This window comes from Planococcus sp. ISL-110 (assembly GCF_018613575.1).
In the GTDB taxonomy this organism is placed as follows: domain Bacteria; phylum Bacillota; class Bacilli; order Bacillales_A; family Planococcaceae; genus Planococcus.
Genome location: NZ_JAGGPX010000014.1, coordinates 13,625 through 34,714, shown reverse-complemented (window position 1 = coordinate 34,714; position 21,090 = coordinate 13,625). Strand labels below are relative to the sequence as shown.

At 50.1% G+C, this 21,090-nt stretch carries 20 protein-coding genes and 1 riboswitch; all 20 genes read right to left on the bottom strand.

The features are described 5' to 3' along the window. Nucleotides 1-8: 8 nt before the first annotated feature. The 20 genes from J7I83_RS09750 to J7I83_RS09655 all read right to left on the bottom strand — a co-directional run bounded on the left by J7I83_RS09750 (nucleotide 9) and on the right by J7I83_RS09655 (nucleotide 20,728). Complete coding sequence (locus J7I83_RS09750) at nucleotides 9-1,145, bottom strand: acyl-CoA dehydrogenase (protein WP_215100515.1); 1,137 nt, start codon at nucleotides 1,143-1,145, stop codon at nucleotides 9-11. An 18-nt stretch (nucleotides 1,146-1,163) separates the two neighbouring features. Beyond that, nucleotides 1,164-2,015: a 3-hydroxybutyryl-CoA dehydrogenase gene (locus J7I83_RS09745; RefSeq protein WP_215100514.1), complete on the bottom strand. Its 852-nt coding sequence runs from the start codon at nucleotides 2,013-2,015 to the stop codon at nucleotides 1,164-1,166. A 2-nt stretch (nucleotides 2,016-2,017) separates the two neighbouring features. Next, on the bottom strand, nucleotides 2,018-3,211 hold the full coding sequence (locus J7I83_RS09740) for an acetyl-CoA C-acetyltransferase (RefSeq protein WP_215100513.1): 1,194 nt from the start codon (nucleotides 3,209-3,211) through the stop codon (nucleotides 2,018-2,020). Nucleotides 3,212-3,458: 247 nt separating this feature from the next. Next, nucleotides 3,459-5,594 carry a (Fe-S)-binding protein gene (locus J7I83_RS09735; protein ID WP_215100512.1) on the bottom strand — a complete coding sequence of 712 codons (2,136 nt, stop codon included), beginning with the start codon at nucleotides 5,592-5,594 and terminating at the stop codon, nucleotides 3,459-3,461. A 682-nt stretch (nucleotides 5,595-6,276) separates the two neighbouring features. Next, nucleotides 6,277-6,957 (bottom strand): alpha-ribazole-5-phosphate synthase, encoded by a 681-nt coding sequence (locus J7I83_RS09730; RefSeq protein WP_215100511.1) that lies wholly within the window; start codon nucleotides 6,955-6,957, stop codon nucleotides 6,277-6,279. Then, on the bottom strand, nucleotides 6,947-7,429 hold the full coding sequence (locus J7I83_RS09725; protein ID WP_215100510.1) for an ECF transporter S component: 483 nt from the start codon (nucleotides 7,427-7,429) through the stop codon (nucleotides 6,947-6,949). Before J7I83_RS09725 ends, J7I83_RS09730 begins: the two co-directional genes overlap by 11 nt. 1 nt (nucleotide 7,430) lies before the next feature. Continuing rightward, nucleotides 7,431-8,021, bottom strand: a complete 591-nt coding sequence (locus tag J7I83_RS09720) for a cob(I)yrinic acid a,c-diamide adenosyltransferase (protein WP_215100509.1) — start codon at nucleotides 8,019-8,021, stop codon at nucleotides 7,431-7,433. A gap of 292 nt (nucleotides 8,022-8,313) precedes the next feature. Further along, entirely contained in the window at nucleotides 8,314-8,706 is a 393-nt protein-coding gene (locus tag J7I83_RS09715) for a bifunctional adenosylcobinamide kinase/adenosylcobinamide-phosphate guanylyltransferase (RefSeq protein ID WP_215100508.1), read from the bottom strand. After that, entirely contained in the window at nucleotides 8,658-9,242 is a 585-nt protein-coding gene (locus J7I83_RS09710) for a histidine phosphatase family protein (RefSeq protein ID WP_215100507.1), read from the bottom strand. Before J7I83_RS09710 ends, J7I83_RS09715 begins: the two co-directional genes overlap by 49 nt. After that, nucleotides 9,215-9,985: an adenosylcobinamide-GDP ribazoletransferase gene (gene cobS / locus J7I83_RS09705; protein WP_215100506.1), complete on the bottom strand. Its 771-nt coding sequence runs from the start codon at nucleotides 9,983-9,985 to the stop codon at nucleotides 9,215-9,217. Before cobS ends, J7I83_RS09710 begins: the two co-directional genes overlap by 28 nt. Then, a complete protein-coding gene (locus J7I83_RS09700; RefSeq protein ID WP_215100505.1) occupies nucleotides 9,982-11,439 on the bottom strand; it encodes a cobyric acid synthase in 1,458 nt (485 codons plus the stop codon). The genes cobS and J7I83_RS09700 overlap by 4 nt, the downstream gene beginning before the upstream one ends. Nucleotides 11,440-11,443: 4 nt before the next feature. Further along, complete coding sequence (locus J7I83_RS09695; RefSeq protein ID WP_215100504.1) at nucleotides 11,444-11,992, bottom strand: bifunctional adenosylcobinamide kinase/adenosylcobinamide-phosphate guanylyltransferase; 549 nt, start codon at nucleotides 11,990-11,992, stop codon at nucleotides 11,444-11,446. Next, nucleotides 11,974-13,053, bottom strand: a complete 1,080-nt coding sequence (cobD, locus tag J7I83_RS09690) for a threonine-phosphate decarboxylase CobD (RefSeq protein WP_215100503.1) — start codon at nucleotides 13,051-13,053, stop codon at nucleotides 11,974-11,976. Before cobD ends, J7I83_RS09695 begins: the two co-directional genes overlap by 19 nt. Further along, nucleotides 13,040-13,993, bottom strand: a complete 954-nt coding sequence (gene cbiB / locus J7I83_RS09685; protein ID WP_215100502.1) for an adenosylcobinamide-phosphate synthase CbiB — start codon at nucleotides 13,991-13,993, stop codon at nucleotides 13,040-13,042. Before cbiB ends, cobD begins: the two co-directional genes overlap by 14 nt. Further along, nucleotides 13,990-15,456 (bottom strand): adenosylcobinamide amidohydrolase, encoded by a 1,467-nt coding sequence (locus J7I83_RS09680; protein WP_215100501.1) that lies wholly within the window; start codon nucleotides 15,454-15,456, stop codon nucleotides 13,990-13,992. Before J7I83_RS09680 ends, cbiB begins: the two co-directional genes overlap by 4 nt. A gap of 2 nt (nucleotides 15,457-15,458) precedes the next feature. After that, nucleotides 15,459-16,451, bottom strand: coding sequence for a FecCD family ABC transporter permease (locus J7I83_RS09675; RefSeq protein ID WP_215100500.1), 993 nt, complete (start codon nucleotides 16,449-16,451; stop codon nucleotides 15,459-15,461). Further along, entirely contained in the window at nucleotides 16,444-17,421 is a 978-nt protein-coding gene (locus J7I83_RS09670) for an ABC transporter substrate-binding protein (RefSeq protein ID WP_215100499.1), read from the bottom strand. The genes J7I83_RS09675 and J7I83_RS09670 overlap by 8 nt, the downstream gene beginning before the upstream one ends. Before the next feature lie 339 nt (nucleotides 17,422-17,760). Then, nucleotides 17,761-17,947: riboswitch (cobalamin riboswitch) on the bottom strand. 46 nt (nucleotides 17,948-17,993) lie between these two features. Further along, nucleotides 17,994-19,655, bottom strand: coding sequence for an arginine--tRNA ligase (argS, locus tag J7I83_RS09665; protein WP_215100498.1), 1,662 nt, complete (start codon nucleotides 19,653-19,655; stop codon nucleotides 17,994-17,996). After that, on the bottom strand, nucleotides 19,655-20,062 hold the full coding sequence (locus tag J7I83_RS09660; RefSeq protein ID WP_215100497.1) for a YwiB family protein: 408 nt from the start codon (nucleotides 20,060-20,062) through the stop codon (nucleotides 19,655-19,657). The genes argS and J7I83_RS09660 overlap by 1 nt, the downstream gene beginning before the upstream one ends. Nucleotides 20,063-20,230: 168 nt before the next feature. Further along, complete coding sequence (locus tag J7I83_RS09655; RefSeq protein ID WP_215100579.1) at nucleotides 20,231-20,728, bottom strand: antibiotic biosynthesis monooxygenase family protein; 498 nt, start codon at nucleotides 20,726-20,728, stop codon at nucleotides 20,231-20,233. Nucleotides 20,729-21,090: the final 362 nt, after the last annotated feature.

Here is a 21,090-nt window from a genome sequence, read left to right as displayed (position 1 = left end):
TCCTCCAATTACTTGATTAGTTGTTTGCTGATAACGATGCGTTGAATCTCGCTGGTACCCTCGTAGATTTCCGTCACTTTAGCGTCGCGGAACAGGCGTTCGACCGGATAGTCTTTCGTATAGCCGTAGCCGCCAAATACCTGAATGGCTTCAATTGTCACATCCATTGCTGCTTTCGAAGCAAAGAGCTTCGCCATGGACGCTTGTTTATTGCAGTCTTTGCCTCTTGAATACAGGTCCGCCGCGTTGTAGACCAGCAGCTTTGCCGCTTCCACCTGCGTCGCCATATCCGCCAGCTTAAAGCCGATGCCCTGTTGCTGAGCGATTGGTTTGCCGAATTGCTCACGCTCTTTGGCGTAAGCCACTGCATATTCATATGCCGCTTCAGCGATGCCGAGCGCTTGTGCCGCGATGCCGATCCGTCCGACATTCAAATTCGCCATTGCGATGCTAAAGCCTTTGTTTTCCGTCCCCAATAGGTTTTCAGCCGGCACCCGCATGTTTTCGAAGGTCAATTGGACCGTCTTCGAACCATAAAGGCCCATTTTCTTTTCGTTTTTGCCGATAATCAAGCCAGGCGTACCTTTTTCAACAATAAAAGCCGAGATCCCACGGGAACCTGCAGAAGGTTTTGTGGAAGCGAAAACGATGTAAGTATCTGCTTCCCCGCCGTTGGTAATAAAGACTTTCGAGCCGTTCAGGACATAGTCATCGCCGTCCAGGACCGCTTTTGTCTTGAGGCTTGCCGCATCAGAACCTGCCGCGGGCTCCGTCAAACAGAAAGCCCCGAGATATTCGCCGCTTGCCAACTTTGGCACGTATTTCTCGATCTGCTGCTGCGATCCGAAGTTCAGGATCGGGTTAGTTCCGACCGACGTATGGACTGACAAGATCACACCGACCACGCCGCTCACTTTCGAGAGTTCGTGAATGGCTGTGATATAGGAAACAAAATCCATTTCCGAGCCGCCGTATTTTTCAGGGGCGGTGATTCCCATCAATCCCAGTTTGCCCATTTTCTTTATAATTGCTGTTGGAAATTCGCCGTTTTCCATGTTTTCGATAAACGGTATAATTTCCTCTTTTGCGAAATCCCGCACCATGTTGCGCATCATAAGCTGTTCATCTGTAAAGTGCAAATCCATTGCGGTTCCCCCTAATATTTATGTGTATTCATAGAAACCGCGTCCGGTTTTCTTGCCTAGCCAGCCTGCTTTTACGTATTGGCGCAATAACGGGCTCGGGCGGTATTTGCTGTCGCCGAATCCGTCATGCAGCACTTCCATGATGTACAGGCAAGTATCAAGTCCGATAAAATCAGCCAATTGGAGCGGCCCCATCGGATGGTTCATGCCAAGTTTCATGATGTCGTCGATCGCTTCTTTGGTCGCGACACCTTCCTGAAGCGTGAAAATCGCTTCATTGATCATCGGCATCAGGATGCGGTTTGCCACAAATCCCGGAAAGTCGTTTACTTCCACCGGCGTTTTGGACAATTGCAAAGTCATTTCTTCCACTTTTTTATAGACTCTATCCGAAGTCGCCAAACCACGGATAATTTCCACCAGTTTCATCACCGGCACCGGGTTCATGAAATGCATGCCGATAACTTGTTCCGGACGGTTGGTGACTGCCGCGATTTCCGTGATCGGCAGGGATGACGTGTTTGTTGCCAGAATCGCATGCTTCGGCGCCACTTCGTCCAGCGTTTTAAAAATACTGTGCTTGATTGCCATGTTTTCAACAGCCGCTTCGATGACGATGTCGACATCGTGTGCGTCCTTTAAATCAAATGATGGTGTAATGCGTCCAAGGACCGCTGCTTTTTCATCTTCTGTCAGGCGGCCTTTTTCAACATTACGGGACAGATTTTTGGTGATGGTCTCGATCCCGCGTTCATATGCTTCCTGTTTCATATCATTCAATTTCACATTTAATCCTGCTTGCGCACAAACCTGTGCGATGCCGGAACCCATTTGTCCGGCGCCAATGACCATTACATTTTGAATCGACATGCTTATTTTGCCTCCTTGGGAACTTCAATCATGATGGCGTCGCCTTGTCCGCCACCTGAGCAGATGGCTGCAATGCCGATGCCGCCTCCGCGGCGTTTCAATTCGTAGGCCAATGTCAGGATGATGCGTGCCCCACTTGCCCCGATCGGGTGTCCAAGTGCTACAGAGCCACCGTTGACATTGACTTTTTCAGCGTCTAAACCGGCGATTTTTGAACTCGCGAGTGCGACTGCCGCAAAGGCTTCATTAATTTCGAACAAATCGATGTCATCCAGCGACTTGCCGGTTTTCTTCAATAATTCGTTGATGACAATTCCAGGTGTTTCCGGGAAACGATGCGGCTCGATTGCCACTTCTGTATGGGACAAGATATGTGCCAGTACATTTTTCCCTTCGCTTTGCGCACGTTCTTCGCTCATCAACACGAGTGCTGCGGCACCATCATTGATGCCAGGCGCATTTCCGGCAGTAATCGTACCGTCTTTGCCAAATGCCGGCTTTAATTTCGCCAGCGCATCTATTGTGGAGTTTGCACGCGGAGATTCATCAACATCAACTGTTATCGGATCTCCTTTGCGCTGCGGAATGTCGATGGCGACGATTTCTTCCGCAAACAGATCTTTCGCTTTTATGGCGCGCTCATGCGAACGGGCTGACCATTCATCCTGCGCTTCGCGCGTCAGGCTGAAATCTTCAGCGGTCGAATTTCCGTAAGTGCCCATATGGACCTTATCGGGATGGAACGAGCAGGACAAACCATCGTGGACCATGCCGTCAACCACTTGAGCGTCTCCCATGCGCAATCCCCAGCGCGCTTTCGGCAAGTAATAAGGCGCATTGGACATGGATTCCATGCCGCCTGCAACAATCACTTCTTCATCACCCACGCGGATGATCTGGTCTGCCAAGGAGACACTGCGCATGCCGGATGCGCACACTTTATTGATGGTTTCAGATTTGACGTTGTAAGGAATCCCCGCTTTTGTCGCTGCCTGGCGAGAAGGAATCTGCCCTTGCCCTGCCTGCAAAACGTTGCCCATGATCACTTCCTGGACGTCTTCCGGCTGGATAGCGGCGCGGCTCATCGCCGCTTTGATCGCTTCCGCTCCCAGTTCACTTGCCGTTAATGTGCTCAAACTTCCTCCGAATTTCCCAAATGCTGTGCGTGCTCCATCAATGATGACTGTTTTTGCCATGATTATTTTTCTCCCCTTTGCGCTTTATTGTAAACGGTTTCAACTGTTAGAAAAAAATATAATTGGTACGCCTAATTCGATTCTTGCAGGGTTAAAACGATTGACTGAACGCTCGCTCGGTTTTAATGCAAAAGAAAAGGGAGCACTCTACTCCCTTTCTTTTTCTTCTTATGCTGTTATTCTACTCAATTATCTGTTAATAAGCAATAATTTCTTGCTGGCAAGTTTGGTGCATGACAGATTGTATTTATTGGACAACCGCTTCAGGCTCTGGTGCCTTATTGCCGAGCACGGCCATTTCCAATAGTTCCGCTACGTCATAAGTTCCAACCTGCTCTTCGACTTCTTTCGCTTTCGTGCCATCTGACAACATTGTCAAACAGTACGGACAGCCGGAAGAAATCATGGTCGGGCTGACTTCGAGTGCCTGTTCGGTACGGGCAACGTTGACGCGATGGCCTGCATCTTCTTCCATCCACATCAGTCCGCCGCCGGCTCCACAGCACATGCCGTCCTGTCGGTTACGGACCATTTCGACTAATTCCACGCCTTCGATCGCTTTCAATATTTCGCGCGGTGCGTCATAAACATCGTTATAGCGGCCCAAGTAACAAGAATCGTGGAATGTGATCCGTTCGTTTACCGGGAACTGCGGCTTTAACCGGCCCTCTTGGACTAATTCGAACAGCATTTCAGTATGGTGGTAAACTTCAGCTTCAAAACCAAAATCCGGATATTCGTTTTTAAAGATATTGTAAGCGTGCGGATCGATCGTGACGATTTTCTTGATTTCCGCTTTTTCGAACTCTTTGATGTTGCCCGTTGCCAGTTCCTGGAACAGGAATTCGTTTCCGAGACGGCGCGGCGTGTCACCCGAGTTCTTTTCTTTATTGCCGAGAATTGCGAATTTCACACCGGCTTCATTCATCAGGCGTGCAAACGACAAAGCGATTTTTTGTGATCGGCTGTCGAATGAACCCATGGAACCAACCCAGAAAAGGAATTCAAATTCTTCGCCTGCTTTGTTCATTTCTTTCACTGTCGGGATATGGACATCTGGACGTGCATCTCTCCAGTTTTCTTTTTCTTTGCGGTTAAGGCCCCATGGATTTCCTTGGCGTTCGATGTTGGTCATCGCGCGCTGAGCATCCGGGTCCATTTTCCCTTCCGTCATTACCAGGTAACGGCGAAGGTCGATAATTTTGTCTACGTGCTCATTCATTACCGGACATTGGTCTTCACAGTTACGGCACGTCGTGCATGCCCAGATTTCCTCTTCTGTGATGACGTCTCCGATCAGGCTTGGGCTGTAAAGTTCATCGATGCTGATCCCTTCAGCACCGGCAGCCATCGCCAGTTGGTTTCCTTGCGTATTGCTGAATGCCATCGCCGGCACCCATGGTTTTTTCTGCGTCATGACTGCGCCTGTGTTGGTCAGGTTGTCACGGAGCTTCGTAATCAGGTCCATCGGAGACAGCATTTTTCCTGTCCCTGTTGCCGGACACATATTCGTGCAGCGGCCACATTCCACGCAAGCGTAGAAATCGATCATCTGTCCTTGATTGAAATCGGTGATTTTCCCAACGCCGAACGAAGGTACAGCATCCGGATCTTCTTCGTCTTCCATTTCTTCGAAGTTGATCGGCTTTAAGCGCCCGACATGATCAACTCTGTGGAACCAGGTATTGACCGGTCCGAAGATCAAGTGAGCGTGCTTGGATTGTGGTACATAAACCAGGAATGACAGTAGGAACAAGAGATGCGCCCACCACATAACGTAAAAAATCGTTACAGTTGCAGCTTCAGGCAACCAGGCAAATGCCCCGGCGACAAGCGAAGCGACAGGTTCTGTCCAGACCCCTTCGTGTCCGTGCCAGATCATGTTCATTCCGTTGCCGATCAGCACTGTTACCATCAGTCCACCAATGAAAATGAGGACAAGTCCTGATTTCCATCCGCGCTTCAAGCGAACCAGCTTTTCGATATAGCGTCTGTAGAACGCCCAGATTACGGCAACCAGAATCGTCAATGTGACGATTTCCTGGAAGAACGTGAAGGCCGGATAAAGCGGGCCTAACGGCAAATGTGAATCCGGCGATAAGCCTTTGAGGATGAAATCAATGGCACTTGCCTGAACCAACAAGAAGCCGTAAAAGAACATGACGTGAATGGTCCCGCTCTTCTTGTCTTTCATTAATTTCTTTTGTCCAAAAACATTGACCATGACTTTACGCAAACGCTCATTGAAATTTTCTTCAAACTCGACTTTTTTGCCGAGCTGGATAAAATCATATCTCGACTTCAATAAATAGAGGAAGAGATAAATGGCGTAAGCGGTTACAGCTATGAATAAAACCCAATTTGCAATCAGCAATGGCTCCATCGCGATATCCCCCTTATGTGTGTAAATTCTAAAAATTACTTACCCAAAGTTTACGTGAACAGAAACAGCTTGTCGATACTATGTTCTATATTAAAATATGAATGAGCATTCAGTCAACCTATATTTAGGAGAGATTCTAAAATAAAGGCAATCTGCTCTTGTCAGATTGCGAAAAATCAGTCGAGCGTCTGCTGAATAAAGCCGAACAAACAGCGGGTTCGCTATTCTGTCCATGGAACTAGGAAAAGCTTTATAGGCAAAAAAAAACATCATCCAACGATGGATGATGTCGAGCTTGTAGACAAAAGAATATTTATGTCTTTTACAGAATGATTACACATTTCATGGTATTTATACCGGATCCTGCGCTCCAGGCGGACGCTTTCCGCGGGCTCGCGCCGAACTAACTCGGACTATCGCCCGAGTGGATTTCGGCACTTCGCTATTCCGCAGGAGTCGCCGCCTTGCGCTCCGGATCCTTGAGTGAAGGGATTACTAGATTTTTTGGGACTATTTTCATCTTGGAACCGACTAGCAAGTTTTTCTCTTTCATTTAAGCGTATGCTCCCAACCGGGCTGGCCACGAAGACTCCTGTGGGAGCAGCGAAGCTGAGCCCACGGAAAGCAAAGTGGCTAGTGCGGTTGGGATTATGCACCGTTATTCATTCCGGAAAGACTTTGTCTACAGCCTGAACTTCATCAAAAAAAGATTTTCTCCGAAATAACGCTGGGCACGTTCAGCATTTTTCGGTTGCACACCGACGAGGACACAGGTGGCCGGCCCGCCGGAGCTGTTCATGTCAATAGCCGCGGAAACTTTCACGGGCCGTCCCATCAACAGCGCAACTTCCTGTGCAATTCCTTTCGAACCGACTGGCCAAATACGCTCGACCAATGCTGATCCAAATGCTTTTTGGATCAGGCCCAAATCAGCGGTTTGATCCGCCCTGGCCAGCACTTTTTCCCCGATCAGCGGAACGCCATAGACGAACCAGCGCAGGGATTCAGCAGGTGCCAGGTTCCGATTCTTTTTGCCGATCATCGTCACGGCGATGCCTGATTGCAGCGTTGGCATATTGGTTTCCGTGCTTCCTGAAATCGGCGGCAACACGCTCCCCGCTTCAGCGAAAAGCTCGGTGAGGCCGGCCATATAGGCAGCCCATTGATCGGCTCCGCTGAAATTATGAAGCAGCACGGCCTGCGGTTCACTGCCCGCTGCCCATTGTTCGAGCAGCGCGACCCGTGCCGCAAACTTAGCGGTCACCACATCGGAAGCGTAGACCGCATCCTGCGGTTTTTCACCGATGGCCGCTGAATTATCCGAAGTGATGACAAAGCCGTCAAGCACTATCTCATGGCGCATGGAACGACCCTCCACGGAATCTTAATACGTAAGGCATCAGCAGGGCAGCAACCGCGGCATTGATGGAAGCGGCAATCAACAGGGCCGGTACCGATACATAGAAAAATGCCGGCGACAACAGGAAATAAAACGGCACTGCCGCCACCACTCCGTTGCCGATGATAAATGCCAGCCATTTCAGCCAAGTTTTGCCAGCTTGGTGCAGTTTCGCAAAGAGCCACACCACTGCCCACATCTCGACTGCGATGATCAGATGAAACGGTCCGAGCGGCATACCGCCGAACAATGCTGAAATCAAATGGCCCAATGCCGCAATGGTACCCGCCAGCGGCGCCGAAAAGAACAGCACGGCAACCAGTGCAGGCGTCGAATCGAGCGCGATGGACGCAATGCCGAGAGGAATCTTAATCATGCCCCCGATGGCGGACAAGCTGATGAATAAAGCGGCAAGCGCCAGTTTTCTTGTCGTCATCCTATTCCACCGACTTTTTGCTGCGGCCGCCGTTCTTGAACACTTTGGCGCTGCGCACGTATTCGTTGTCCGGCACACCGGCACGTGAATTGACGACACGTGATGCTGCGAACAAATAATCGGATAGACGGTTTAAATAGCGCTGGACAACCAGCGGGAAATCTTCCCCTGATTTCATCAAAGTGACCGTTTGGCGTTCCGCACGCCGCGTAATGGTGCGTGCGATGTGCAGCGTCGCAGCTGCGGGAGAACCTCCCGGCAGAATAAAACGTTCGAGCAATGGCGGTTCTTCCATCAATTCATCAATGCGTTTTTCCAGAATCTCGACAGGCGTTTCCGTCATTTTGTAATTAGGTTCTTTTCGGACATCGGCCAAATCGCCGCCGCAGTCGAATAATTCGTTTTGGATGGCTTCCAAGTCTCTCAACAAATCTGCATATGTCTCGGGCGCCAATTCAGTCATCGCCTTGCCGATAAATGAATTCACTTCGTCAATAGTACCGTAAGCTTCTACGCGCGGCGCATCTTTGTCCGTGCGTGCTCCGATCAAACTCGTTTGCCCTTTGTCTCCTGTTTTCGTGTAAATCTTCATCCCTATCCGCTCCTTTTCTCCTGTTTTGGCAGACAATAAATCCGCCGTCTTTCAAAGTATGTATGGTTCAATTATATGAGTTGAATTTAAGAAACAACATGTTTTAAAACGCTTCGGCCGCTTTGGGCATGGCTCTCACGATAAGCCAGGAAGAACACCTGTCTTATCGCTTCGCCTAGCCCGTGGACGCGCCGGCGCTAATATCGCTATTACTATAGCAAGCTATATTTCTTCGCTCATTTACTAACAAATATTCTGCAATAAATGTTTGTTAGTTCAATGTATCCAACTTTCACTTGATCTTTTGTGGAATGCCATACCAAATCCGTGTAATGCTCCCGGCTTCGGCAAATAGACACTGATATAGTCGGCCGAGAACGTCACGCATTTCACGCTCAATCCGTTCGGTCGGCACGATGCCGCGATTCAGATCCGTTAAAATCCAGGTTTGCTGCGCTTGTCCGCAATCAATGGCCTTTTTCACTTGTTCCATCAATTGTTGTTCCAAAAACCCTTGTTCGAGCTGCCGCCTCACCCAATGCTCCAAACCGCCGATGACGACCAGCGCTTCCGCAGCTTTTTGTTCAGGCAGCTGGCCTTCATTCCAGTCGACTTCTTGGTCTTCTAGTTGCTCTTTCACATATTGCCGTTTGCCGTTAAAGGCTCCACCGAAAACGATGTGCATAATGCACGCTCCTCAAACGCTTGGCGGCTTTCCCAAGTTAAGGTGTGGCAACCGCCGTGCAGCGCAATTTGATCTTGAAACTTTTCACCCAAGGCCTCTGCCATCAGGTAGCGGATCGGCCCTCCGTGGAGCACCAACGTAACTTCCCTATCGTCCGGCAGTTTCCGTATGCCGCGTTCGACCCGCTCTGCCATGTCAGCGAGGCTTTCACCGCCAGGCGGCCTGATCCCCCAAGGATCGTCTATCCAGCTTTGGTAAAGCCCAATGTCCTTCAGCTCTTCATAGGTTTTCGTTTCCCATTGCCCAAAATGACATTCCCGCAATTCGCGATTTGCCCTGTAGACCGCATTCGGAAACAGCACAGCCGCCGTCTGCCGGCAGCGCTTTAAATCGCTGCCCACGACAGTTTTCAGCAGCAGGTCCGGCTCTGCGTCAAACGGCAGAATTGCTTCATCGGTCCAGCCGATATAGCGCTTTTGTTGATTGCCTCGTGTGGGGGCGTGCCGAATTAAACGAAGAACAAAAAACTGATCCATAATAAAATCTCCACTCCTTCCACATAAGCACCGAACAGATCACCGGTCACTCCGCGAAAATTCCGCAAACACCAAGCACGGTAAAGCCAAAATGAAACGAGCAGCAGCGCCAGCAGAATCAGTGCAGTCCAGACAGTTGTGTTCCAAACCACCGCAGCCAAAAGGATCGCCATCAAGCAAACAGCTGTAAGCTGAAGTTTCCGATGATCTGCCAACTGCTGAAAAAATGCCGCCAGTCCGTCCTGCTTTGCTGAAGGCGTCGAGCTGAACAGTGCCAACAAACCGATTCTCGACAACACCGGAACAACGAAAATCAGCACCAGCGAAACAGCCTGAATAGACTCGGCGATGATAATCATTTTCCCGACAATCGCCAGCAGCAACACCATGGTCCCGAACGCCCCAATCCGCGGGTCTCCCATGATAGCCAAACGTTTCTCCCGGTCCTGATAGGAAAAATAAGCATCTGCCGCATCCGCCAGTCCGTCCATATGCAAGCCGCCGCTCAGCACCATACCGATGGCCACGACTGCAAAGCCGATCAGCAATGGACTAAGGTCAGTCGTTTCCCGCAGCAGCCATACCGATCCTGCCAGCACACTGCCAAACAGCAGGCCCAGTAATGGCAGCATGGCATACATAGCGGTGATATGGGATTTTTCCATCGGCAATTGCTTTTTCACGGGAATCACCGAGAAAAATTGAAGCGCCAATAAAAATCCTGTTCCCAATTGCCGGTTCATTGGTCCGCCTCCATGATCTGTTCGACTTTTTGCCAATCCAGGTGTTCTTTCACATGCTTGGCCCAGCGGTCAAAAGGATCGGCCACTGTTTCGGGCAATGGTTCCGGCAAATTCTTTTGCTTTCGGATTGGTGCCAGGAATGCAGCACGGCAATGGGGATCACGGAAAAACCCGTGCAGATGTGTACCCAAAAGCTGTTCATGGAAATAGCCTTCTCCAAAACTTCCGCTTTCTATGAGTGGATAATCGGATCCAGTTACTGTGCCGTGATGGATTTCGTAGCCGTTCACACTTACTTCCCCATCCGAAAATTTCACTGTGCCACTGGTTCGTTGGACAATTTTTTGTTTCTCAAAATTAACATGCATGTTCGGCACCAAGCCAAATCCGGCTTCATTTTCGGCTGCGATGCCGTCATGGCCTTCCGGATCCGATAAGGTTTCAGCAAACATCTGGTATCCTCCGCATAAGCCGACAATCCAAGCATTCTCCTTCAACTCTTGGAGTTTGCTTCCAAGACCCTGTTCCTTCCAATAACGCAGATCCGCAACGGTGCTTTTCGTGCCCGGCAGCAAAAGAATATCAGGCTTTCCGATGTCAATCACCGTCTCTGCCCAGCGTATGGTTACATCCGGTTCTTTCAGAAACGGTTCGACATCCGTGAAATTCGATAGAAAGGGATGCCGGCAGATGACCAGTTCAATGGCATCTCTAACTCTGGATATCCGCTGTATGGCCTGTATACCAAGCGAATCTTCCTGCTCGATTTCGTGGCTCGGCAGATGGGGAATGACCCCGAGCACCGGAATGCCGGTATAGGATTCCAGAAAACGGACGCCATCTTCAAAAAGCCGGGCATCGCCTCGGAATTTATTGATGATCAACCCTTTGACCCGCTCCAGCTCCGGCATCAAGGCGAGCGTTCCGACAATCGATGCGAACACGCCGCCGCGTTCAATATCGGCAACCAAAATAACCGGCACATCCGCGCGTTTTGCGACAGCCATATTAACCAGTTCCCGGTCATTCAAATTGACTTCTGCCGGGCTGCCGGCTCCTTCAATCACCAGATGGGTAAAATCATGCGCCAAATTCGCCAATGCCTGATCTATTGCCGCCAACCCTTTTTCATAAAACTGGGTCCGGTAATCCATGCCGTCCATCGTTTCAAGTTTTTTGCCGAATAGGACCACCTGTGATTTCATGCCGCTTTCAGGCTTCAGCAGAATCGGATTCATGTCGACTGTAGCCAACGTCCGCGCAGCTTCCGCCTGAACGCCCTGCGCACGGCCAATCTCTTCGCCCCTTACTGTTACATAAGAATTATTCGACATGTTCTGTGATTTAAAAGGCGCCACTTCTAGTCCCTGATCGGAAAAGATCCGGCAAAAAGCTGTACAGATCATGCTTTTTCCGACATCTGAAGCCGTACCTTGAATCATTATTCCGCGCATTTTCTCACTTCCTTCTGAAGGCCAGGCCGTTTTCCATCTCGATGGCCTGATGGGCTTGCTGCACGAGCCATATGTGGATGCGTCCGAGCCAGCTTTGATAAAGTTCGTCGCGCACGAAGTCGTCCAGCACTTCGTTCGAGACGACCGTCAATAACTCCACTGTCTCCAGCATCCAAAAAATCGCTTTTTGCAAACTGCGCCATTTCGCTTCCATGCAACCCGGTATTTCGGAGCACATCTTACCTGTTTCCCAGCCTTCGTAAAGTTCATTGGCGAGCCAGGTCGTCACACAATCCCATAGTACCAGGTCGTTTGGCTGCAGCTCCCCTAATACACTCTCCATACGATAGGCTTGTTCAATTGTATGCCAGCCATCTTCCTGGCGATCCTGCCGGTGGCGTTCAATGCGCTCTTTCATTTCTTCATCTCGGGCCTGTCCACTGGCCAAATAGACTTTTCGGCTGTTGCCAGCAGCGCAGACAATCGATTCCGCATAAGCACTTTTTCCGCTGCGGACTCCGCCGCTGATAAAAATTAATTGGCCTCGAGCCATCCTGTAATCGCCTCCCGGAGTTTTTCCATATTTTCCGTTGACTTCATGCCGACCCGGAACCATTTGCCATCCATGCCCCGAAACGACTCGGTATGCCTCAGGACAATTCCGTCTTTCAGAAGGTCTGTAAAAAATGCACGGGAGCTATTCGGATCGGGCAGCTGAAACGACAGAAAATTGACCGCAGAATCGCTTGTCCGGCAGTGATTCGCTTCCAAAAACTGCTGCATTTTCTGGCGTTCTTGCGATGCGGCTTGGATGATTTTACTGCGGTAAGCCGTTTCTTTTAAAAGATCAGCGCCGATGGAGGCGGATAAGCCATTGACGTTCCAATGCGCTGCTCCCTGTTTCAGTTGTCCAATCGTTTCGGCTTGGCTCACCACATAGCCGAGGCGCAGTCCAGGAATGGCGTACATTTTGGTCATCGAACGGACAATGATGACATTCGGAAACTCTTCTAAAAGCGGCATAAAGGATGCTGCCTCACCAATAAAATCGATAAAAGCTTCATCAATGACGAGTTCACACTCATGTTCCAGGCAAGCCTGCGCCATTCTCTGCAGTGTTTCGGTATCCAGTAAAACGCCGGTGGGATTATGCGGGTTGCAGATATACAGCGCTGCATACCCACGAATTGCGTCCCTAACGTTTTGGTCCGTCAATTGCCAGCCACTTTCCGGTTGCAGTTGAATCTCTCGAATCCTGACATTTTCCGCTTCCAGCGTTTGGCGGTATTCGGAAAACGCTGGCTCGACCAGTACCACCTGTTGGCTGCGGTATCTTCTGGCCAGCCAGGTAAATACCTCAGCCGCACCGTTCCCGACAGCCACTTGGCTGACCGCAACATGGTGAAATTCTGCAGCCGCGGTGCGGAACGGTTCTCCGTCCGGATCCGGATAAGAAGCGATTAATGCCAGCATTTCGGGCCATCGTTCAGCCAGAAATGCTGGTGGCCCAAATGGATGGACGTTTTCACTAAAATCCAAAATCTGTTGTGGTGGGCTGATTCCAGCCTGTTTGTACAGACGCAGCGGATTGGCTCCGTGATTAGGCAACTCCAAACAAGATCCCTCCTAAAGCGAATAAAATGAAAAAGCCAATGGTGACCGTTTGCATATGGCTGATGGTTTCATTGATGTGATGGGCTTCGAGCGGATAAACCGGCGTTCCCATACGTGCTCGATGCGACTCGATTCCTCGGTAACGGTTCAGCCCACCGAGCTCTACGCCCAATTGCACGGCAGTTGCCGCTTCAAGCCAACCGCTGTTCGGACTCGGATGCTTTGGCGCATCCCGCAGCCATTCCGCAAAACGCTGACGCAAGGTTAGTGATCGCTTGTTTTCCGTCATCAGCAAAATCAGAACACCGGTCAGGCGGCTCGGAATAAAGTTCAGGACATCGTCCGCTTTTGCTGATGCAAAGCCAAACTTCTCGAATTCTTCATTCCGGTAGCCGACCATCGAATCGAGCGTATTGACGGCTTTATACAGCCACAACCCCGGCGCGCCGAGCAGGAAAGCCCAGAACAACGGCGCCGTCACTCCATCACTGGTGTTTTCCGAAACCGTTTCGACGACACCTCTTGTGATTCTACTTTCATCCAAATCCGCTGTATCCCTGCCGACGATCCAGGACAGCTTTTCACGTGCCAGTGCCATGTTTCCATCCACAAGCGGCTCGTAAACATCCAGCGCTGCATCCTTCAGGCTCTTCTGGGCGAGGCCTGAAGCGATCAGCAAGGCTTCAACGGCAATTCCTGCGAAGATATTCACTGAATAAGCCAGCGCGACAATCGCGTAAACGACCAGAAACACCAGAAGGGCCATGGTCCCGAGCAGCAAAAAGCCATTTCGGAAAACGTTCGGCCCATAATTCCAACGTTTGGTCAGCCTGCGGATTGCGCTGCCGATCCAGCGAACCGGATGCGGCCAATTTGGCGGATCTCCAACAATTCGGTCGATGGCCAAGCCCATGGCAATTGCGGCGAGATGCGAAATCATAGGCTTCTTACTTTCGCCATTTGATACATTTTAAGCGCTTCAACGGTGCACTCAAAAACACCGACACCGATCAGTTTTCCAAGTTCGGTGATTGGACCTGCGTATGGCAGATGTTCTCCCTGCTGCGTTGCCGCTACCAGACAGCTGTCGGTGGAGGTTCCGGTGGCAATCGTTCCGGTTAATGGATCTTTGACCTGCTCTTGGTGAAGCGCTTTCGTTTTGGCTTCGGTCGCGGTAATCATCGCCTGAATAAAGGCTTCGTCCGACAAAATGCCGTTGACCATGATCCATGTATTGATGGTGCCGACGCGCAGCGTGCGCTCAACGGCTTTCGAGACGTCCACACCGTTTCCAACGCCTGCCGTCACAGCGATGACCACAGATCCGAAAGGACCTTCGTATTCTTTGACGATGGCGTCTTGGGTTTGGACCGCTGTCATCATTCCCACTGTATCTGTCGTTTTGAGGCCGCTTTGTTCAATAAACTCTGACATTTCCTTGACGCTGTCATTGATGTTATAAAAAGCATCCACGTGACGGTTCATGAAATTGCGGAACCAACCCGAGCCTGCATTGACCACAGCTGAAGAAACGGTCTTCAATGGAATCGGGCTCTGGTACAGCACCATTCCTTCTGAAACCTGAAACTCCTCGGCGCGGATACGGGTCACGAAGGATTCCCGTTCAACTCCCGGCAATAAAGTAATCTGCGGTTTCGGCAATTCCGGATGCGGATGGTTGCTGACACGCGTGTTGTAGACCATTTCGATATCATGCTCCCGAACCACTTCATGTGGTTCACCGATCCGGACAACGCCACCCTGATCCAGCAGCAGCAACTGGTCGCAATACATGGACGCCAGGTTGATGTCGTGGAAAATGGAGACAATCGTCAAATCTTTTTCAATGGCCTGCTTTTTGATGGTATCGAGCAATTCCTTTTGATGGTTGATGTCCAGGTGGTTGGTTGGCTCATCCAGCAGCAGAATGCCTGCATCCTGCGCCAAAGCTTGTGCCACAAAGACGCGCTGTTGTTCACCACCCGACATCCGGTCGATTTGAGTTTTTTCATAATGGCTGATATCCATCAAACGCATCGCTTCCACGACGGCATGCTCATCTTCTTCCGACCAGGAAGAAAACCAGCCGTCCTGATGTGGATACCTGCCAAGCGATACTGTTTCGCGGACCGTATGGGCAAAAGCGTGGGCGTGCAATTGAGGCAATACCGCCATTTTTCTGGCCAGTTCTTTTGCCGGAAAATCAGCGATCGATTTGCCATCAATCTGAACTTCTCCAGCTGAGGCTGGCAGCACACCACTGATCAGTTTCATCAAGGTCGATTTGCCGCTGCCATTCGGCCCCAGAATACCGAGAATAGAGCCTTTATTGACAGTGAACGACACATCCTTGACGATGTTTTTTTCGCCGTAGCCACCTGTTAGTCCATTGATTTCAAGCATGGTCAAGCCCCTCCTTTGCGTTGTCGGAAAAAGATGAAGGCAAATACCGGCGCCCCGATAAATGCAGTAATAACGCCAATCGGCAATTCGGTCGGTGAAATGATGGTTCGTGACACCAAATCACAGACGATCAACAGTGCCGCTCCGTTAATGAACGACAGAGGCAAAACGTGGCGATGGTCCGATCCCCAAAGCAGACGGGTCATATGCGGAACCACTAAGCCGACAAATCCGATCGTGCCGGAAACCGACACAGCTGCTCCCGTCAATACCGAACCGCCGATCAAGATGGCCATTTTGCTTTTTTTGACGTCCACTCCCAGATGCTGCGCACGTTCTTCGCCGAACAGCATGGCGTTCAATTCACGTCTTTTCAGCCACAAGACGAACGAACCGATCAATACGAACGGCAAGGCCATCCGTACATATGGCCAGCCGCGCATCGACACACTGCCCAGCAGCCAGCCGATGATCTGGCGCAGCTCTTCGCCAGTTAACGCAATCATCAGGGAAATAATAGAACCGAGAAACGAGCTGAAGATGATTCCGGTCAAAATAACAGTTTCCATTTTCATGGAACGATCCACCAGCTTGGCAAAGCTCATGACGGCAAGCATCGTCAGCAATGCGCCGATCATGCTCATGACCGGCAACGTAAATGGCCCCAGAAACGGGATGGAAATACCAAAAAAGAGCGTCATCACAGCGCCGACGGAGGCACCGGAAGACACTCCCAGGGTGTAAGGATCGGCCAATGGATTTTTCAGAAGCCCTTGGAACGCAGCACCGGCAATCGCCAGCGCCGCACCGACAAGCCCTGCCAAAATGACACGCGGCATGCGGATATTCCATAAGATATTAGCTGCCGCCTCATCCGCCGAAGGATTCCACAGCACGACCGGTGATATCGATACCGTTCCGACCGTCACACCAAGCAAAACGGCTCCTGCTAAAATCAGCAGTGAGACGCTGTATGCCAGAACACTTTTACTCATTGAACACGTCAGGATAAACAACCTTCGCCATTTCCATCAGCCCTTCCGACAAGCGTGGGCCTGAACGGGTGAGCATATCCGAATCCAGGTTGTAGACTGCCTCTTCTTTGACAGCAGTCACTTCTGCAAAGCCGCTGCGTGATTTGATTTGATCAACGGCATCCTCGACATAGCTGCCTTCTGTTGTAATGATGACATCCGGATTAGCAGCAACGATGGCTTCCGGATCCATGCTGACCCAGCCTTCCATATCGCCTGCGACATTTTCAGCATTGATGAGCGTCAGCATTTCATCCATAAACGTTCCGCTTCCTGTCGTATAGATATCCGGCTGGCTGCCGACTTCCAGGAAGACAGTTTTTGGCTCTTCGATCGTACTTGCCAGTTCTTCGATTTCAGCCACTTGGAACTCCATTTCCGAAACGATACTTTCCGCCTCTTCCATGGCGCCTGTCGCTTGCGCGATTACTGTGATGGAATCATAGACTTCTTCAAAGCTGACTGCATTATTGACGACGAACACATCAAGGCCCGCATCACGCAATTGCTGCAGTCCTGCCTCGCCAACACCCAGTCCGGATTCATGTGCGAGCACAAGGTCCGGCTGAAGGCTGATGATTTTTTCCACATTGAATTCCTGGCCGCCGATTTTCTCGACTTCTGTGGCTTCTTCCGGATAATTATCAAAATCCGAAACCCCAACCATTTTGTCACCCAATCCTAATTCATAGGCGATTTCTGTATTTGACGGCATCATCGAGACGATGGCTTCTGGTTCTTCCTCAATGACAACCTCATCCCCGACCGCATCCGTCAAGGTCACTGGATATTCAACGTCCGCCACTTCTGTCGGCGGTTCTGCTGGCGTTTCGACGTCCTGTTCTTCTTCAGGCGCTGCTGTTTCTCCGCAACCCGCCATTAAAACTGCGGCCAATCCTGCTGTTGCACCAAACTTCCAAATCTTCTTCATAAATAAATCCCCCTTGATATTTTTACTGTTTATCTGGTTATAACAAGTGAACGACCGAAGAAATCGCTACAGGCGGACGCTTTCCGCGGGCGAAGCGCTGAGCCTCCTCGTCGCAAGCTCCTGCGGGGTCTCATCACTCCGCTTTCCAGCAGGAGTCGCCGCCTTTCGCCTTTCTTCTAAAAAGTCATCTTGGTAATACAAAGTTATTTTTTTGCTAAGGAAGCCTCTGAATCTCTATAAGAAATCACTTTTAACAAAAAATCCCCCGCAGCACTCTGCGGGGGATTGAAAGGACGACATAAAAAAGCATGCGCATCCAGCCTTTCCTCGCAGGCGTTTGGGTGTGTTCTCATAGAGGCAGGTCTCCTGGCTTGTGATCGCCGGTTTCTGCACCTTCCCAAAGCATTGCTTCAGTGGCATTTTGCAGATTCCTCACACATACAGTGGCGGGACCGCGCCGGAGTTGAACCGGCTTCCCTTTTAACTCATGTTCTTAGACATAAGCACCTTTATGAATTGTTATCATATTCTGTTTCTTGTCTTCATTATACACGTAAATGATTGCTTGTCTCTTACATTTTTTCAGGAGCTGCGACGCCGACTGTTTTCAATGCGTTGGCTAAAGTCGTTTTCACGGACGTAATCAACGCCAGGCGGGCACCTGTCAATTCAACATTGGACGCGTCCAATACTTTATTGGCGTTATAGAAGCTGTGGAAATGAGATGCCAATTCATGGATGTATGCAGTGATTCGGTGAGGTGCGCGCTGCTTGGCCGCATCTGCAATCACTTGCGGGAAATCCCCGATTTTCTTCAGGACATCGATTTCCTTTTCAGTTGTCAATAAATCCAAATGGTCTTCTGAAGCCGTCAAGCCCTGTTCTTCTGCCTGACGCAGAATTGAAGAAATACGAGCGTGAGCGTATTGCGAATAGTAGACCGGGTTTTCATTGGATTGTGAAACAGCCAAATCCAGATCGAAGTCCATATGAGAATCGCCTGAACGCATAGCAAAAAAGTAACGTACTGCATCCAAGCCAACCAAGTCAACCAGTTCGCGCATCGTCACCGCTTTACCGGTACGTTTGCTCATCTTCATTTTTTCGCCGTCTTTATACAATTGCACCATTTGGATGATGCTGACCTCAAGCGTATCGCGGTCATAGCCGAGTGCCTCGATTGCTGCTTTCATGCGCGGGATATAGCCATGGTGATCGGCACCCCAAACATTGATGAGCTTGTCGAATCCACGCTGCAATTTATCTTCGTGATAAGCGACATCGGGCATTAAGTATGTGTATGTGCCGTCGTTCTTGATCAGGACGCGGTCCTTGTCGTCACCGAAAGTCGTTGAACGGAACCAAGTCGCACCGTCTTCTTCATAGACATGGCCATTTGCGCGCAGTTTAGCCAAGGCATCGTCAATCTTGCCGTTATTGTAAAGAGACGATTCCGGGTACCAGACGTCGAATTTCACGCGAAAATCTTCCAAGTCCTGCTGCAGTTTGGCCAATTCGACTTTCAAGCCGTGCTGGCGGAAGGCTTCAAAGCGCTCTTCGTGGGTCAAACTGACGAATTTATCGCCATGTTCTTTGACCAGATCGTCTGCGATATCTTTGATGTCCTGCCCGCGGTAGCCGTTTTCCGGCATGCTGTCGCCTTTGCCGAGCGATTCAAAATAACGCGCTTCGATCGACAATGCCAAATTGTTGATTTGATTGCCGGCATCGTTGATGTAATATTCGCGAGACACTTCGTACCCTGCAAGGTCCAATACATTGCACAGCGAATCGCCGACTGAAGATCCGCGGGCATGGCCCAAATGCAGATCGCCTGTCGGGTTGGCTGATACAAATTCCACCTGGACGCGTTCGCCGCCGCCCGCTGTTGAACGGCCGTAATCAGCGCCTTGCTCCAGCACAGTTTTGATGACATCCAGCAAATAATCTTTTTTGATGGTGATGTTGATGAATCCAGGCCCGGCGATTTCAACTGTTTGGATGTTCGCTGCATCTTTGTCAAGGTTCTCTACGATCGCTTCCGCAATTGCGCGGGGCGGCTTTTTCGCCAAGCGCGTCAATTGCATGGCGATATTCGTAGCATAATCGCCGTTCGCTTTGTCTTTTGGTGATTCCAGGCGGACCTCAACCGGTTCGGTCGTCAATTCCGCTTTTTCAATCGCTTGCGCAAATGCTGTTTTAATCGCATGTTGAACTTTTTCTACTGCATTCATCATTTAGCCTCCATAAACTGTATTTCCATTTCGTACTCGCCGACATGATCCAAGCCCAATTTGAGATCGTAGCGAACCATGAATCGCGTATCGCTGACCGACAGCTCATGCGCTTTCGTCGTCAGCATGAATGACCCCTGTTCATTTGTCAGATTGCCGGTTTGTTCTGTATGTAATAAAAAAGGTAGCCGCATCTGCAGGCCGCCGCTTCTCATGATCACTGCTTCATCTTCCTGAAGTTTGACTGTCGTCCGGATTTCAAGCTCGTCCTGCTGCTCCGCATATTGCAGATAACGCATCTTGTTTTTTTCCGTCAACGTTCCATAAGATTCCAGCACCATCACTTGCTCTTCCATATCCGGCTGGCGGATCGTCGTCGTCAGTTTGATTGTCACTGTCTTTTGCATGGCTCTCCGCCTCCCCGTCCTTTGATAACCTTTATATTATAGCTTGACTCGCCTGTTTTTTTCAATGAAGGATTGGCAGGAACTGCAGATTAAACAAAAGACCACATGTTTCGGCCTTGGCCAAATCCATGTGGTCTTTGCATGTCGCTCGTGGTAAAGCGTGTTTGTTCATCTTGTATAGGTCGTCACAAAAGAAGGGCGCGGAAAAATATTCGGACGTTTGTCGATGCCTTCCGCTGTGCCGCGCTTAGCGTGTGCGTGGCCGTAAGCCTGCGATTCCTGCCAATCCTTGAACGATTGCTCGTCTTTCCAAATAGTCAGGATGGCATAGGTATCCGAATCTATCGGACGCAACACGCGGATCGCCGCAAAGCCAGGCTCTTTCTCAACCATTCCCGCCCGGTTCTGGAAGCGCGACTCGAACAGCTCACGGCCTTCTTCTGTCACTGGAATATTGTTGAACACTGCATAGTAGCCGTCGTTGATATCCCCTACCGCATTCAGCACTTCATAGGCTTCCGCTTCCTGCAGGCCTGGGCCGCCCTCTGTTTCATAGAGCAGCACGGCTTCGTCGTCGTTGACCAGATAAATCAACCTTGCGTTAGCCAGGTTTGCCATCAGTGTTACCGCCTGGTCGCGGTGGCCCGTCCATTTATACAATTCCATTGTCAGCACCTCTTCCACTAGTTCGTCCATTTTATCTTATCGCTTTTAATCTAAAGAATCTATTCAGAGCACGCTCTTTGAAATGCCAAAAACCGATCTGAAGATTTCTCAGACCGGTTTAAAAGATAAACTATATGGGTTGAATATGAGAATTGTCAATTCGTACATCGCTTCGGTCGCTTTGGGCATGGCTCCCGCGATAAGCCAGGGAAGAGCACCTGTCTTATCGCTTCGTCTAGCCCGTGGACGCGCCGGCGCTAAGAGATTTACTTAATAAAATATGAGCTTGTACTTTTTCACTAACATACTAGCCGTGGTAATACGGGTTGTTGGCAACGAAAGTTTATTAATTCAATATATTT

Coding starts and splice junctions, on each gene's coding strand:
- J7I83_RS09750 (WP_215100515.1), bottom strand. CDS start 1,145: ATGGATTTGCACTTTACAGATGAACAGCTTATGATGCGCAACATGGTG.
- J7I83_RS09745 (WP_215100514.1), bottom strand. CDS start 2,015: ATGTCGATTCAAAATGTAATGGTCATTGGCGCCGGACAAATGGGTTCC.
- J7I83_RS09740 (WP_215100513.1), bottom strand. CDS start 3,211: ATGGCAAAAACAGTCATCATTGATGGAGCACGCACAGCATTTGGGAAA.
- J7I83_RS09735 (WP_215100512.1), bottom strand. CDS start 5,594: ATGGAGCCATTGCTGATTGCAAATTGGGTTTTATTCATAGCTGTAACC.
- J7I83_RS09730 (WP_215100511.1), bottom strand. CDS start 6,957: ATGCGCCATGAGATAGTGCTTGACGGCTTTGTCATCACTTCGGATAAT.
- J7I83_RS09725 (WP_215100510.1), bottom strand. CDS start 7,429: ATGACGACAAGAAAACTGGCGCTTGCCGCTTTATTCATCAGCTTGTCC.
- J7I83_RS09720 (WP_215100509.1), bottom strand. CDS start 8,021: ATGAAGATTTACACGAAAACAGGAGACAAAGGGCAAACGAGTTTGATC.
- J7I83_RS09715 (WP_215100508.1), bottom strand. CDS start 8,706: ATGCACATCGTTTTCGGTGGAGCCTTTAACGGCAAACGGCAATATGTG.
- J7I83_RS09710 (WP_215100507.1), bottom strand. CDS start 9,242: ATGGATCAGTTTTTTGTTCTTCGTTTAATTCGGCACGCCCCCACACGA.
- cobS (WP_215100506.1), bottom strand. CDS start 9,985: ATGAACCGGCAATTGGGAACAGGATTTTTATTGGCGCTTCAATTTTTC.
- J7I83_RS09700 (WP_215100505.1), bottom strand. CDS start 11,439: ATGCGCGGAATAATGATTCAAGGTACGGCTTCAGATGTCGGAAAAAGC.
- J7I83_RS09695 (WP_215100504.1), bottom strand. CDS start 11,992: ATGGCTCGAGGCCAATTAATTTTTATCAGCGGCGGAGTCCGCAGCGGA.
- cbiB (WP_215100502.1), bottom strand. CDS start 13,993: ATGATTTCGCATCTCGCCGCAATTGCCATGGGCTTGGCCATCGACCGA.
- J7I83_RS09680 (WP_215100501.1), bottom strand. CDS start 15,456: ATGCTTGAAATCAATGGACTAACAGGTGGCTACGGCGAAAAAAACATC.
- J7I83_RS09675 (WP_215100500.1), bottom strand. CDS start 16,451: ATGAGTAAAAGTGTTCTGGCATACAGCGTCTCACTGCTGATTTTAGCA.
- J7I83_RS09670 (WP_215100499.1), bottom strand. CDS start 17,421: ATGAAGAAGATTTGGAAGTTTGGTGCAACAGCAGGATTGGCCGCAGTT.
- argS (WP_215100498.1), bottom strand. CDS start 19,655: ATGAATGCAGTAGAAAAAGTTCAACATGCGATTAAAACAGCATTTGCG.
- J7I83_RS09660 (WP_215100497.1), bottom strand. CDS start 20,062: ATGCAAAAGACAGTGACAATCAAACTGACGACGACGATCCGCCAGCCG.
- J7I83_RS09655 (WP_215100579.1), bottom strand. CDS start 20,728: ATGGAATTGTATAAATGGACGGGCCACCGCGACCAGGCGGTAACACTG.